This is a genomic window from Idiomarina sp. ST10R2A5 (assembly GCF_051842325.1).
Taxonomy (GTDB): Bacteria; Pseudomonadota; Gammaproteobacteria; order Enterobacterales; family Alteromonadaceae; genus Idiomarina; species Idiomarina abyssalis.
This window is the reverse complement of sequence record NZ_JBNIEX010000004.1, coordinates 1-15,030: the sequence shown is the minus strand read 5'-3', so window position 1 is coordinate 15,030 and position 15,030 is coordinate 1. Positions and strand designations below refer to the sequence as shown.

The window sequence follows — 15,030 nt, the reverse complement described above, 5'->3', positions numbered from 1 at the left end:
CCGTTCTAATCAAGGGGTTTAAGCAATTTTAAAGCGCTTCATGCCATTATTTAAGCGTTTTGCTAACTCATTCAGTTCACGGCTGGCTTCGCTAATTTGCTCTGAGCCTGCTGCCGTTTGCTCCGCGGCCTCTGTAATTGAGGAGAAGTTTTGATTAATTTCCTCTGCAACCGCTGTTTGCTCTTCCGCTGCAGTAGCAATTTGCGCATTCATATCACTCATTTTTGCCACAGAATTATTGACCGCGTGTAAGGACTCACCAGCTGAACGGGCTTGCTTCACGCTTTCCGCCGCTTTCTCCCGGCCTTTGTCCATCACTGAAACTGCGTCAGTCGCACTGCCTCGCATGGTTTCAATTAAGCTTTGAATACTGCGGGTTGAATCCTGTGTCCGGTTCGCCAGCGCCCTTACTTCATCGGCAACCACTGAGAAACCCCGGCCATGTTCGCCAGCTCGTGCCGCTTCTATAGCTGCGTTTAATGCTAGTAGGTTTGTCTGGTCGGCAATGCCCTCTATCACTTCCAGCACCTTGTGAATTTCTGCCGTGTTGTCAGACAGTTCACCAATGACTTTAGCAGCACCTTCAACCTGGTTAGCTAACTCTTCAATTGAGCGAACCGTCGCTTCTACTTCACGGCTGCCCGCAACGGTTTCTCTGTCGGTATCATCGGCCAACTGCGCCGCCTGCTCAGTATGCTGAGCAACTTCACGAACCGTTTGCGACATTTGATGAATAGCCGTTGCGCCCTGAGTCGTTTGTTCTTGCTGCTGAACCACCAGTTTCTGGTTATTCCCCGCCGTTTCAGCAAGCTCATTTGAGGAGTTCAGAATGGTACTTGCTGACTCATTAACATCTCCCAGAATACTCCGTAACTGATTCACCATACGGTTAACATCCGCCATCATGCTATCTTCATAGCGTGTATGGGTAGAAACGGTTAAATCACCATCGGCAATGCGTTGCAGAACTTCTGCCGCTTCCTCGGGTTCACCGCCAATGGTGTGTGTCAGCTTCACTACGATTTGCCAGGCCACCAGTCCGCCACTGATAATGGCAAATGCAGTAACCCACCACATTAAGGTGGCAAAGTTCTCACTACGGCTCATTACCTCTTCCGTACCGGCTGAAATACTTTGTTCCTGATAGTCAATAAAAGCGTTAATTCGGTTTAACCACTCCGCATAAATTGGCGATACTTCATTCAGAACGTATTCCTGAGCCCGTTGCCTTTGGTTCGAGTTTAACAGGCGCTCTGTTTCATCAGCCGCCGCCAGACCCTGAGCCTGAATGTCTTCAATTTCACTCAATAACTCACGTTCCTCACTGTTTACCAACTCGTTATTGGAAAAAATGTCAGTCATACCGTTATCAGCTTTGCTGTAATCGGATTTAAGGTCAGCAATTAGGTTACGTAGCGGTGGACGTTGATCGGCATTTTCAACCAAAACTAAATCACGCAGGGCTATTGCGCGGTCATGCACACTGCCTCGAAAGTTAATAGCAAACCGTTGTTTTTCACTACCCACTTCGTTAACTCTTACCAGGGTTTTATCAATTTCACCAACCTGGTATGTACCGACGATGGTGGTTATAACAAGTAATAGCAGAATAAAGGCAAACCCTGCATACAAACGATTTGCTATGGTCATTTAGCGCTCCAAAGGCTTTTTAATAAGTCGATTCTAAGTTGTTGAACGGTTATACAGATTGAAACGCAGAATGGATCAAAAAAATTGATAAATTGAGGTGGGTATAATCGATATGTTCAATTATTGTTTAATAAGCCAACGAAAAATTCGAACTTGGCTAGGTACATAAAATAAGTATTCAGGGTGCCACTGTACACCGATAATGGTTTGCTCATTCTGCCCCTCGGAGGCCTGCAAAAAGCCATCCAAGTCCCAGCCTACAGCAAGCATACCAACACCCGTCTTTTTGACGATTTGCGAATGCAGGCTATTAACTCTCAGTTTTCGCTTTCTACAAATCTTCGCCAATTTACTTTTAGGCTCAATAAATACCTGCTTAGTGGGTAAAAGTCCCGGGCGGTTATAGGTCAACTGACGCAATTCCTTGATATTCTGGTCAAGTTCGCCGCCAAGCACTACATTAATTAACTGTGAGCCGCGACAGATGCCCAGCAATGGTTTCTTATTCTCCAAAGCCCAGCGTATCCAGGCAATTTCGAGTTCATCACGGTCAGGGTCATACTCCCCATCACGCTCAGGCGGCTGGTTATATTGTGAGGGGCTAATGTCGTCCCCTCCTCCAATAATCACTGCATCGATATTGTCCGGCTCACAACGGTGCCTGACACTCGAACGCAAAGGACGAGCCCCAAGACATTTGAGAATAAGCCAGGTACACCACCAGGACGGAGACCAACGTCTGGCGGTTCCGGTTACAACCACTCGCGATCTTTCAGCCATTGCTCCAGCCTTTCTTTCCAGTCTTTTTCTGAGACACCAATTAAAGGGCGTTCGGCGTCAATAAACGCTTGTTTCCAATAGTCTAACGCTTGCTGATCATTAGCCAGAGCGTCGACCACCCACCAAACTTCCCAGGGCTCGGTTAGCTGCCAATCCGGATGTTCAAGCTGACAGTTCGGTAAGCGATAATGAAAAGTCGGACGGGCCTTTATCTTTTTGTCATCTACTGCTCCCATCACTTTTTCTTCATCTAAGAAAGTAAAGAGAGGCAACATATCCAAAGCACGGTTGCGGGTGGCGTTGTGCTTAAGGTAGTCATCGATAAGCTGTTCCTGAGTCACCTCATGTTGGTTAACCAACAGTCGGATGTAGGCCTCGGGGTATTTATCGATGTAAGGACTGAGTTTGCGCGTTGTATCAACACGATGCGCTTCAACCAGCCACCACTGCAACAAAGAGAATGCCTGCAGGTAACGCAACAAGACATTAGCATCTAATGATGGTACTTCGGGGTTAATATGAACACCATAAGCCGCTATCCAGGACTCATCTGTACCTTTTGCTCCGGCTTCTCTCAGCGCTTCCGTCAAGGTAAGTAACTGCTCACATTGCTCCAGCGTTAACGGCGGACAGACAATTTCAATGGGCACAAGGTTTTCAGCAAGGCTGCCGAGTTCTCGCACCCAGGCGGACTTGTCTCCGCCCTCTGCTTTCGCTTTTCGTTTTAAATAGTCCCAGTCAATCTCAACTTTGAACGAACCAAGACCGTCCACCTCAATTTCTTGTTCCGCTTTGGAAACAGAAACTAACTCACCGGGCAGTACTCGCTGCATGACATCAATAGTCTGGTCCAAAGTTAAGCCGCTAAACTCCAGTTCAAAACCGACTTTTCGGTCTTCGCCTTCATAATTTAGCGGCTCAGTTAATGCTTTAAACGACTCATTACTCAATAGAAAATGTCCCCGCTGGTCCCGGAAATACAACTGGGCTTTCGAAGCCATCGTTACTGACACTAGCTACACCAAAAATGTAATTATCGATCACCACATTTTCCAGTGTGTACTTGTTTACATTACCAACGTAGCGACTGAACTGCCACTGCGGGGCACTGGTTAAACGCCAGTAAACTTTATAACCCGCAATATTCTCTTCATCTTCTTCCTGGGGTGCCCAGCGTAAAGTTGTATCCGGTTTTACTGCACCTTCTATTTCGACATCTGCAGGCGGTCTTGGTGCCCACGACATACTTGCCATAGAAACCGCGTTCAACGCAGTTAGTTTAGCCGCGTAATCAAAATCGACACCCTCTATGGTATCGCCATATTCAATACCATTCTCAACACGAAGGTCCTGATGCTGGCGATTATAGTTTTCGTTGGTTTCCATAATACGGATACCCGCATAACCTAAATCGTTAAAGGGTCTATGGTGCCCGCCGCGACCAAAGCGATCTAAGCGATAAACAATCATCGTGTCTAAGTTGTTGATGTAACGATCCGCCACTGTATCAATATAGCGTGCCAGGTTGCGTGAGGGAGAGTCTACTTCACCACCATAGAAACGACGCATGGTCGCTTCGCGGTCTGATTCATTCATACGGGTGCCCTCAGCAAAAATCCGTGCTGTGGTGTTATTAATGACTCCGTTAATGCCTTCAATGTTACCAATCATGTCATTATTAAGCACTGCGGTAAGGTGCCAGCCCTCTTCTTTGGCTTTTTCGGCCAGAATTTTCCCGCCAAACAGACCTTGCTCTTCACCGGCCAGGGCCGCATAAACAATAGAGCCGTCGAATTCGTATTGGGTTAGCACTCGTGCCGCTTCTAACGCGCCAGCCACACCAGAGGCGTTGTCGTTTGCACCGGGAGCGTCTGAGGTATAATCCATAACATCGCTAACGCGCGAGTCAATGTCTCCGGACATCATCACGTAACGGTTAGGGTCCGTTTTGCCCCGTTGAATGGCAATAACACTTTTCACTTCCACAGGGTCAGGTATGCGCGTTTCACCGGAAATTGTATCGCTGACATACATGACTTCAAGACAGCCGCCACAGGCTTCGGATATACGTTCAAATTCGGCAAAAATCCAGCGTCTTGCGGCACCAATACCACGCGTATCCGACTCGGTTTCAGATAAGGTATGACGAGTGCCAAAGTCGACCAGAGTCTGAATGTCACTTTCAATACGATCGGCCTGCATTGCACCAGCTATTTCGTGCAGTTTCTCCTGCTCTTTATAATCGATACCGTCCTGCGCCATAGCCGTTAGCGGTAATGCCAACCCTATGCTTGCTGCTAAAAGCGGATTTACCCATGATTTCAACATAATTGAACACCTGTTATTAAATAAACAATGATTTGATTATGGGGCAAATACCCGACGATGGAAAGCCACGGCCATCAGTCATGCAAATAGCTGACTTACGACGGCACAGTCAACTCAGACAGGTCAATGAGAGTCTGGGTCACGTCAGTCAACGTCATAACCGCCTGAAGCTGAGAAAAGTTGTGCTCCAGTTCTTTTGCACGATGCGGTAAGTAGCGGTGAATATAGGACAAACTTTCACTCAGTTCCTCTGGGAAGCGGTTAGCACAGGGCTGGGCTGAGACCATAACCGCAACAAAGTTACTGTTGTCGTTTAGAAAGCGTATATATTCCGCCGCCTCTTCAAAACTCTCGTATTCCCCAATATCTCGCCCCATAACCGCTTCTTTTTGAAGCGCACTGCTTACTCTTAAAATCAGAATACGCGACGAAAACTCATTCCCATCCGATAACTGACGAAGCTTCTGCCTTATATGGGAGCTGAGCCGTCGCCCACCAAGAATCCGGTCGCCATTAGCTAACCAAAATTCAGTCTCATTAAACAATGTGGGCAAGCCTTCTGTTAACGACATTAGCCCGGCAAGCTCAGGTTTCCACTCAACGCCTCGTTTATAAAGAAAGAGTGCATTCGACAATACATGAGGAAAAATCTGATGTTTTGCTGAAGACTCATCACTGAGTCGCTTGAAATTTAATTTTTCCGCCCCTTTAGAGCGGTAGTCCTGTAACCTGGATAAATCCGGTTTTTCATCCGTTTTATTCTGCCAAAGCGGCGTCCTTATTGGGTTTAGCTCAGCGTAAATAAGCTGCTTTTCGTTACTATGGGTTATTGTTAGTTGGTAACAGCGCGTACCATAGCCAGCAGCCCGTAGCGCACTCAAGGTGGCCATTAAAGACTTATCTGTTTGCAATGCCTGTAGAGGAAGTAAGTACTCGCGCCAGACTTTATTCACCGGCAAGCTAATACGAAAAAATGTCACTTGCCGACGGGTTTCCTTTCGGGAGTCTCTTAACACCGAAACGCTGGTTTGCACCCACGTCTGTTCAAGAAGCTCAGCAAGCAAGTCCCCTTGATGCTGCTGCCAACTATTCAGTAGTGTCTGGTTTGCTGCTGTTCTTATTACCGCAAAGGTACTGGAGTTGTTGCTAAGAAGAATAGGCAAACCCTGAATCGCATTAAACCAGTAATTCTCATGCCCCCGCGCAATGACTTGTTGTGCCACATGTTCAACATTAATTTTGTAACGCCTTCTGGACTTGCTCACAATGTCTGACAGAAGTTGGCTGAGGTCATCGTCCGACGACTCATCAAAGCGCTTTAAACGCAGATATAAACAGGTATCTCTATTTTTTACGCCGACAACCCGGTATTCGTAGCCAGTATTAGAATCAAAAGTAAAATCATCTGAAAAGCCACAAAAATAGAGAGTTACACGAGCATGCTTTAATCCAGTCAGCTGCTGTTCAAAAGGAAGTTTGAGCTGTAACCCTGAATGTGAAACATCCACCGTCATGGCATTTAACCTTTGCCCGTCAGCAAGTTCCATTTTCACTGCGGTAACCAGGTTCACTCGTTCTTCACTACGCTTATATTCATAGCCAGCCACAAAGTTGTCTAGCGCACTGTCCTGTTCTTCCTGCTCCTGAGCTTTATGTTCAGCAAGTTTCTGATGGTGCGCTTTTAACGCCAGTATTTTTGCTTTGGTGTCATTGGTAAAGACCCCTTTATAAGCACGTAAGCCTTCTTCAAATATTTTTCTGGCGGTTAAATCAAAATAATGTGTGCGGCCTTGAAAGGTATAGGGTTCAACTTCCGCAGGAATTTTTTTACGGAGATCAACAACGCCCAATGCCGGTTTGGCCAGTTCGGTAATTTGCATGCGAAGCTTGAGCTTTTCTGGCCCGCTTAAGTGCGCTGTTTTGCGTTTAAACAGAGACTCAAATTGAGAGCGATGGTAATCTGTTTTAAGCTCATCAACTAAGGTTTCTATTGGGGCGTCACTGCTCATAATGGCTGCTGGTCAGTATCGTTATTATTTTGTTCAACATTTAATTTACATTAACGCTAAGAGGATCTTCATGCAAACGCTTTTACTTGGTTACGGTGATATTGCAGACCGCGTCGCGCAAAGGCTTAGCGCATTTAAAAACCAGGTTACCGGAGTTTGCAGAACACCCGGCAATAAACCCGTGCGCCCGGGTGTCGACTTAATAGCTGCTGATCTCGGCAACGAACAAGAGCTTTATCAGCTGTTTAAGCAGAAATGGGACAACGTCGTGATTACTCTGACCCCGGCGAAAGGAGCAGAAGATAGCTATCACCAGGGTTATGTCGTCCCCTGCCGACATTTGCAGCAAGTACTATCACAGCAAACCCATCAGCCGAATATTATTTACGTTTCCAGCACAGGTGTTTACGCGCAACGCAACGGCGAATGGATAGATGAGAACAGTCCAACTGAACCCACATCAGCTTCCGGTAAGGCATTATTGCAGGCGGAGTCACTTATTCATGCGTTGCCGGGCCCAACTTCAATTCTTCGTTGCAGCGGCATTTACGGCGAAGGTCGTGACTTTTTACTGCGCCAGCTCTGTCAGGGAAAAGCCCAGTTGCGCGACAGCTGGACCAACCGCATACACCAGGACGATGTCGCGGGCTTTATCGTCCACCTGCTGACACAAGTCTCCCGCCCTCTTCCTGTTTATTTAGTCAATGACGATGAGCCCGTGAAACAATATGAAGTTTACCAATGGCTTGCTCAGCAGCTCGGTCTGGAACTGCCGGGAAATATCGATACAGAGGTTGGGCCAAGAGGCTCTAAACGCTGCCTGAATAAAGGCCTTAAAGACAGTGGCTATCAACTGCAATACCCCAGCTTCCGCGAGGGTTATGCAGCCGTTATTAAACAGTGGCAGCGTCAATAACTCTGCTTACTGGCTGTCAAAGTAGTCCAGCATCCCCTCGGCTGCATTGCGCCCTTCAGCTATGGCGGTCACGACTAAGTCAGCGCCACGTACCATATCACCGCCGGCAAAGATCTTCGGATTACTGGTCTGCATAGCATACTCGGTATCGCCGGTGGCAAGCACTGTACCCCAGTCGCTCAGTTCCACTTTGTGTTGTTGTAACCATTCTGGTGGGTTGGGCTGATAACCAAAAGCAATAATCACCGCTGTAGCGGGCATCAGAAACTCTGACTCAGGCACCGGTTGCGGTCTGCGCCGACCATCTTCATCAGCCGGACCGAGCTCCGTGCGCACCATTTTCACACCGCTGACTTTGCCTGTACCGTAAGTGACTACCTCCAGCGGTTGGAGATTAAACTCAAACGATACGCCTTCCTCCCGGGCGTTCTGCACTTCTTTGCGGGAGCCAGGCATGTTGCCTTCGTCCCTACGATACGCACAAACAACCGACTTGGCTCCCTGCCTAATCGAGGTTCTGACACAGTCCATGGCCGTATCACCACCGCCAAGTACAACCACCGCTTCGTCCTTAACATCAATAAGCGGATACTGAGGCATAGGCTCATGAGCCATAAGTCGTTGGGTGTTGCCAATTAGAAAAGGCAGTGCCGGATAAACGCCCTTTGCATCCAGGCCTTTTAATTTTCCATCCAACGCCTTGTAGGTTCCTAAAGCAAGAAATACCGCATCGTAATTGGCTTCCAACTCAGCAAAACTGATGTCCTTACCAACTTCAACACCCAACTTAAATTCAATGCCCATGTCGGTAAAGATTTCACGCCGCAAAGTCATGACCGCTTTATCCAGCTTAAATGGCGGAATGCCGTAGGTCAGCAACCCGCCAATTTCCGGGTAACGGTCGTAAACTACGGCTTTGACACCATTACGTGCCAATACATCTGCACAAGCAAGACCAGCGGGCCCGGCACCAATAACCGCAACGCGCTCGCGGCGCTGAATAACACCGCTTAAATCCGGCCGCCAGCCTTGCTTAAAGGCCTCATCGACCATTTGTTTTTCAATACTGCCAATCGTTACCGCGCCAAAACCGTCATTGAGCGTGCATGCTCCCTCGCACAGGCGATCCTGAGGACATACCCGGCCACAGACTTCCGGCAGGCTATTAGTTTTATGCATGAGCTCCGCCGCTTCAATAACCCGACCTTCGTTAGCCAGCTCCAGCCACTGAGGAATATAGTTGTGAACCGGACACTGCCATTCACAATAAGGATTACCGCAATCCAGGCAACGGTCAGCCTGACCTTTTAGCTGCACACCGGGCATCGGGTCATAAATTTCTTTAAATTCAATTCGGCGCTCTTCAACCGAGCGTTTGGGCGGGTCAATGCGTTGTACGTCTAAAAATTGATAAATATTCTTGTTCATTACATCACCTGCACGCGTAATTCGGCGGTAGATCGAGCACGATGCCCCAGCAGCTCCTTTACGTCAGCCGTTTTTGGTTTCACAATATAAAAGCTCTCCACTACCTGCTCAAAGTTGCGCAGTAATTCACGCGAATACTGGCTGCCCGTCGCTTCGTGATGCTCATGAATTAAACCCCGTAAGTGCTCCTGAATAATTGGTGTATTCAGTGACACCGCTTCAACCAGTTCGTGATTCAGTCTTCGGTGCAAATCGCCGTCACTGTCTCTTAAATAAGCAAAACCACCGGTCATTCCTGCACCAAAGTTGATGCCGCATTCACCCAAAACCACCACAATACCGCCTGTCATATATTCACAACCGTGGTCGCCAATACCTTCAACAACAGCCGTAGCGCCGGAGTTACGCACCGCAAAACGTTCGCCGGTACAACCCGCAGCATAGAGTTTTCCTCCGGTTGCACCATACAGGCAGGTGTTCCCCATAATGACGGCTTCATGACTGTTATAGCGGCAGCCCGCAGGTGGTTTAATGGTAATTTCTCCCCCGGCCATGCCCTTACCCACGTAGTCATTCGCGTCACCGGTTAAGTGAAGTTTTAAGCCTCCTGCATTCCATGCCCCGAAACTTTGGCCGGCGGTCCCCATAAAACCTAAGGTGACAGGCGCTACCGCCATCCCCTGGTTTCCATATTGGCTGGCAATATGACCGGATACGCTTGCGCCTACCGACCGATCATCGTTGCGAATGGTCAGCGACCATCGCCCGCCATTGCGTGCATCAATCGATTCTTTACACAGTTCCAGTAGACGTTGGTTGAGCTTGCCCTGGTCATACGGCGGGTTTTTGTCCGTGCAATACAATGAATGTTCAGAGCGAACCCCGGCTGACTCCAATAAAGAGGTCAACTGTAACTGTTGCTGACGTTTGGTTTCCCCCGGCAGGCGCTCCAGTAAATCAACCCGTCCGATGGCATCGGTTAACTGAGCTAAACCGAGATGAGCAAGAATGTCCCGCACCTCTTCAGCCATAAACTCAAACAGTTTTACAACGCGCTCCGGCAAGCCGGAAAAGTGCTCACGACGTAAGGTTTCATCTTGCGTCGCCACACCCGTTGCACAGTTATTCAGATGGCAAATGCGCAAGTATTTACAGCCCAGGGCTATCATCGGAGCAGTACCAAACCCAAAGCTCTCTGCTCCTAAAATTGCCGCTTTCACAATATCCATACCGGTTTTTAAACCACCATCAACCTGCAGACGAATTTTATGGCGCAGGTTATTCGCTACCAAAGCTTCGTGCACTTCAACCAACCCGAGTTCCCAGGGTGAACCTGCGTACTTGACCGACGTCATGGGGCTGGCTCCGGTACCACCGTCATAGCCTGATACGGTGATCAAGTCTGCATAAGCCTTAGCCACCCCGGTCGCAATAGTGCCAATACCCGGCGTTGAAACCAGTTTTACAGAGACTAAAGCTTTAGGGTTTACCTGCTTTAAATCAAAAATTAGCTGAGCTAAATCTTCAATGGAGTAAATGTCATGATGCGGCGGTGGCGATATTAATGTCGTACCAGCCACCGCGTAACGTAGTTGCGCTATTTCCGCAGTGACTTTTTCGCCGGGTAGTTGTCCGCCCTCTCCAGGTTTTGCACCCTGCGCAACTTTTATCTGAATCACATCGGCGTTAACCAGGTAATGAGGTGTCACTCCAAAGCGCCCTGAAGCCACTTGTTTAATTCGGGAATTTTTTAAGCTGTTAAAGCGTTTAGGATCCTCGCCTCCTTCACCGGAGTTTGAATGCCCTCCAATTTGATTCATTGCTATAGCCAGAGCTTCGTGGGCCTCAGCGCTTAAAGCGCCTATGGACATAGCCGCTGTATCAAAACGCTGGTAAAGGCTTTCCTTCGCTTCAACTTGGTGTTTTTCAAGCTTTGCTGTTTCAGGTAGTTTTATACGGAGCAGATCACGCAGGTGGGTTACCGGCCTTTGATTCACAAATTTAGCGTAAACGTCGTAATCTCTCTGCTCACCTGTTGCAACCGCGCGTTGTAATGAGGTTACCACATCAGGGTTATACGCATGGTATTCCCCACCATGTACATATTTCAGTAAACCACCCTGAGCCAGCGGCTTACGCTTTAACCAGGCTTTGTGGAAACTTTGCTGGAGATCCTGCTGAATATCATCAAAGCCGGTACCGTCAATTCGCGTCGGCACGTTTGCAAAACAAAGGTGGCGTACATCTTCGTTAAGCCCAACAGCTTCAAATAAAGAAGAACTGCGGTATCCGGCAACTGTTGCAATGCCCATCTTCGACAGTATTTTCAAGAGTCCTTTATTCAACCCTTTACGGTAGTTCAGCAAGGCTTCTCTAATATCCAGAGTTACTTTGCCGCCAGCAACCAATTGTTCTACCGTTTCATAAGCCAGGTAAGGGTAAACTGCAGTGGCTCCCAAACCCAACAACACCGCCATGTGATGAGGGTCTCTCGCAGACGCTGTTTCAATAATAATGTTCGAATCGCAACGTAAGTCATTAGCCACTAAAGCCTGCTGAACCGCACCAACTGCGATCGCAGCGGGTATCATCAACTGTCCGCGCTGCAAGCCTCTGTCGCTCAGTATCAGAATAACGGTTTGATTGTTCTTAACCGAGTCTTTTGCATTTTCAACAAGGCTTTCTATCGCCTGCCGTAAGTTGTTTTCCTCCGGCTTGAAAGCCAGCGACAGTGTTGTTGCGCGATAGTGCTTTTCATCCAGTTCGCGTAACTGCTTTAAATCGGTATACATCAGAATGGGTGACTCGAACACCACCCTGTCAGCATCACCAGAAGCTTCGTTAAACACATTGTGCTCGCGTCCAATTATGGTTGAAAGTGACATCACGTGCCGTTCGCGAATGGGATCAATGGCAGGGTTTGTTACCTGTGCAAACTGCTGTCGAAAATAGTCATAAAGTAAGCGAGGTTGTTTGGAGAGAACCGCAGTCGGTGTGTCGTCGCCCATTGAACCAACAGCTTCCTGGCCATCTTTCGCTAATACACTGATAATTTGCTGTAACTCTTCTTCTGAGTACAGGTAAGCTTTATGCAGTACCAGCATGGTTTCATCGTCATAAAGACGCTGGCCCAGTTTATCTGCGTGACTGCGTTCAAACGGAATTAAGTGACGACGATGCTGTTCCAGCCATTGTTTATAAGGGTGGCGCTGTTTTAATTCATCTTCTATTTCGTCGTTGTACCAAATTTTACCGGTATAGGTATCCACCGCCATCATTTGACCCGGCCCTAAGCGCCCTTTTTCTATGACTTCCTGTTCGTCGTAATCCCAGATACCCACTTCAGAAGCGATGGTCAGAACACCAGAGCGCGTTAATACATACCTGGCCGGGCGTAAACCATTGCGGTCCAGACTGCATGCGACGTGTCGACCGTTACTCATGACCACGCCTGCCGGCCCATCCCAGGGCTCCATGTGCAGCGAGTTAAACTCATAAAAAGCACGCATTTCATCAGACATTGTCGCGTCGCCTTGCCAGGCGGGCGGTATCAGCAAGCGCATAGCCCGGAATAGATCCATACCGCCGGCTAACAACAGCTCCAGCATATTGTCCAGCGAAGCAGAATCCGAGCCGGACAAGCCGACTAACGGTTTTGCATCCTGTAAGTCGGGTAGCAAAGGGGTCTGAAACTTATAAGCCCGCGCCTGCGCCCATTGCCGGTTACCTCTTATGGTATTAATTTCGCCGTTATGAGCCAGAAACCGAAATGGTTGAGCTAAAGGCCAGCGCGGTTCGGTATTGGTTGAGAAGCGTTGGTGAAATACGCAGATGGAAGTTTTCATATCGGAGTCGGCTAAGTCCGCATAATAGGCGGGCAAATCCGCCGCCATCATTAAGCCCTTATAAACCAATACCAGACTAGAAAGCGAAGAAATATAAAGTTCTTCCTGATTAGGAATGAGCTTCTCAATACGCCGACGCGCCATATACAGGCGTCTTTCTAAGTCTTTCTTTCGCCAACCCGGGGGAGCAGACACCAGAACCTGCTCTATAACAGGCTCAGACGACTTAGCACCTTCCCCCAGCACTTGGTTATCTACGGGCACTTTACGCCAACCTGTAACGGCTAAGGTCTCTCTCTGGAGTTCTTGTTCAATAAGTTGGCGTGCGGTTTCGCGCTTATCGTTATCACGACTAAAGAAAATCATGCCAACAGCAAACTTTTTGCTAAGCTGCCAGCCTTCCTTCTCGGCAAATTGACGGAAGAATAGCTCTGGCATTTGCAGGAGCAAGCCACAGCCGTCACCAGTCTTGCCATCGGCGCCGATACCGCCACGATGTTGCATACGATCCAAAGCCTTAACGGCTGTAGAAATCAACCCTTGCCGAGGCTCACCATTAACGTTAGCAATAATGCCGAAACCGCAGTTATCACGCACTTCAGTCGGATCATAAAACCCCATGCAAATTCCACCCGAATAAATATTCAATAAATTCAGATTAGCATGCAGTTGTGCAGTTCGGTAGGCGATGCATTTATGGCGACTATAAATATCTTGTATAAGCGGGGAATAAAAAAGGCTCCCGAAGGAGCCTGTCTTAGTTATTTTAAGCTTGCCGAAAATTCCAGCATTCGGTCCAGTGGTACCATAGCTTTTTTACCTAAGGTTTCGTCAACATGTATTTCATGAGCCTCACCACCTTCGGTAAGTGCTTCTTCAATTGCTTTTAACCCGTTCATGGCCATCCATGGACAATGGGCACAGCTGCGGCAAGTTGCACCGTTTCCGGCTGTAGGTGCTTCAATAAAGGTTTTATTCGGCTGAAGCTGCTGCATTTTGTAGAAAATGCCTTTGTCTGTCGCCACAATAAAGGTTTCGTTAGGTAATTTCTGACTCGCCTTAATGAGCTGCGATGTTGAGCCTACTGCATCAGCCATAGCGACAATATTTTCCGGTGACTCAGGATGAACAAGAACTGCAGCCTCCGGATGGAGCTTTTTCATGTCCTCCAATGCCTTTGCCTTAAATTCATCATGCACCACACAAGCGCCTTGCCACAACAGCATATCTGCACCAGTTTCACGTGCGATATAACCACCTAAGTGACGGTCAGGAGCCCAAAGTATTTTCTCGCCTTTAGCATCCAGGTGGTCGACAAGCTCAAGCGCCATGCTGGAAGTTACTACCCAGTCTGCACGAGCTTTAACTGCCGCGGAAGTATTCGCATAAACAACCACGGTTCTGTCTGGGTGCTGATCACAAAACTCAGCAAATTTCTCGGGAGGGCAGCCAAGGTCCAGCGAACACTCCGCTTTTAATGTTGGCATCAGTACTTGCTTTTCAGGTGTCAAAATTTTCGCCGTTTCACCCATAAAGCGAACACCGGCAACAATCAACTTTTTCGCCGGATGGTCACGACCGAACCGAGCCATTTCTAAAGAGTCTGCCACACACCCCCCCGTTTCTTCAGCTAGAGCCTGAATGTCAGGGTCGGTGTAATAGTGAGCCACCAACACAGCATCCTCATCAATCAGAAGCTGCTTAATACGATTAATTGTCTCTGATTTTTCTTTCGCACTTAACGGCTTAGGTTTAGGTGGAAAAGTATAATCAAGGCTATCCAGAGTTTGAATCTCGGTCATGATACTACGGCTTATTTTCCAAGTGTTCTTAATAAGTGGGGCTTATTATAGCTGAATTCAAGATGTGCTTGTAGCAAAGTAATTAGGAGTGGTGGGTTGTGCAGGATTCGAACCTGCGACCAATTGATTAAAAGTCAACTGCTCTACCAACTGAGCTAACAACCCATATTCTGATAGATAATATTAATTGGCGACGTGGTGGGTTGTGCAGGATTCGAACCTGCGACCAATTGATTAAAAGTCAACTGCTCTACCAACTGAGCTAACAACCC

9 protein-coding genes and 2 tRNA genes are annotated in these 15,030 nt (G+C 48.0%); 1 reads left to right on the top strand and 10 read right to left on the bottom strand.

All coding sequences use genetic code 11. The annotated features are described in order from the left end of the window. Positions 1-18: 18 nt before the first annotated feature. The 5 genes from ACP7FG_RS06330 to ACP7FG_RS06310 all read right to left on the bottom strand — a co-directional run bounded on the left by ACP7FG_RS06330 (position 19) and on the right by ACP7FG_RS06310 (position 6,767). Positions 19-1,650 carry a methyl-accepting chemotaxis protein gene (locus ACP7FG_RS06330; RefSeq protein WP_439225880.1) on the bottom strand — a complete coding sequence of 544 codons (1,632 nt, stop codon included), beginning with the start codon at positions 1,648-1,650 and terminating at the stop codon, positions 19-21. A gap of 120 nt (positions 1,651-1,770) precedes the next feature. Next, the gene (locus ACP7FG_RS06325; RefSeq protein WP_224797967.1) at positions 1,771-2,430 is read right to left on the bottom strand and encodes a gamma-glutamyl-gamma-aminobutyrate hydrolase family protein; all 660 of its coding nucleotides are present in this window, start codon (positions 2,428-2,430) and stop codon (positions 1,771-1,773) included. Next, complete coding sequence (locus tag ACP7FG_RS06320; RefSeq protein WP_224797966.1) at positions 2,403-3,380, bottom strand: amidoligase family protein; 978 nt, start codon at positions 3,378-3,380, stop codon at positions 2,403-2,405. The genes ACP7FG_RS06325 and ACP7FG_RS06320 overlap by 28 nt, the downstream gene beginning before the upstream one ends. Then, the gene (locus ACP7FG_RS06315; protein WP_224797965.1) at positions 3,373-4,758 is read right to left on the bottom strand and encodes a M28 family metallopeptidase; all 1,386 of its coding nucleotides are present in this window, start codon (positions 4,756-4,758) and stop codon (positions 3,373-3,375) included. The genes ACP7FG_RS06320 and ACP7FG_RS06315 overlap by 8 nt, the downstream gene beginning before the upstream one ends. Positions 4,759-4,853: 95 nt before the next feature. Beyond that, entirely contained in the window at positions 4,854-6,767 is a 1,914-nt protein-coding gene (locus tag ACP7FG_RS06310; protein WP_439225879.1) for a PilZ domain-containing protein, read from the bottom strand. Between the two features lie 70 nt (positions 6,768-6,837). Here ACP7FG_RS06310 and ACP7FG_RS06305 point away from each other — a divergent pair, with 70 nt between their 5' ends. After that, the gene (locus ACP7FG_RS06305; protein ID WP_278354907.1) at positions 6,838-7,683 is read left to right on the top strand and encodes an SDR family oxidoreductase; all 846 of its coding nucleotides are present in this window, start codon (positions 6,838-6,840) and stop codon (positions 7,681-7,683) included. Positions 7,684-7,689: 6 nt separating this feature from the next. Here the strand turns inward: ACP7FG_RS06305 and ACP7FG_RS06300 are convergent, their stop codons facing one another. The 5 genes from ACP7FG_RS06300 to ACP7FG_RS06280 all read right to left on the bottom strand — a co-directional run bounded on the left by ACP7FG_RS06300 (position 7,690) and on the right by ACP7FG_RS06280 (position 15,030). Continuing rightward, positions 7,690-9,111, bottom strand: a complete 1,422-nt coding sequence (locus tag ACP7FG_RS06300; protein WP_439225878.1) for an FAD-dependent oxidoreductase — start codon at positions 9,109-9,111, stop codon at positions 7,690-7,692. Next, a complete protein-coding gene (gltB, locus tag ACP7FG_RS06295) occupies positions 9,111-13,577 on the bottom strand; it encodes a glutamate synthase large subunit (RefSeq protein WP_439225877.1) in 4,467 nt (1,488 codons plus the stop codon). Before gltB ends, ACP7FG_RS06300 begins: the two co-directional genes overlap by 1 nt. 140 nt (positions 13,578-13,717) lie before the next feature. Continuing rightward, complete coding sequence (gene nadA / locus ACP7FG_RS06290) at positions 13,718-14,758, bottom strand: quinolinate synthase NadA (RefSeq protein WP_439225876.1); 1,041 nt, start codon at positions 14,756-14,758, stop codon at positions 13,718-13,720. A gap of 89 nt (positions 14,759-14,847) precedes the next feature. After that, positions 14,848-14,923: transfer RNA gene (locus ACP7FG_RS06285), tRNA-Lys, on the bottom strand. A gap of 31 nt (positions 14,924-14,954) precedes the next feature. Continuing rightward, positions 14,955-15,030: transfer RNA gene (locus ACP7FG_RS06280), tRNA-Lys, on the bottom strand.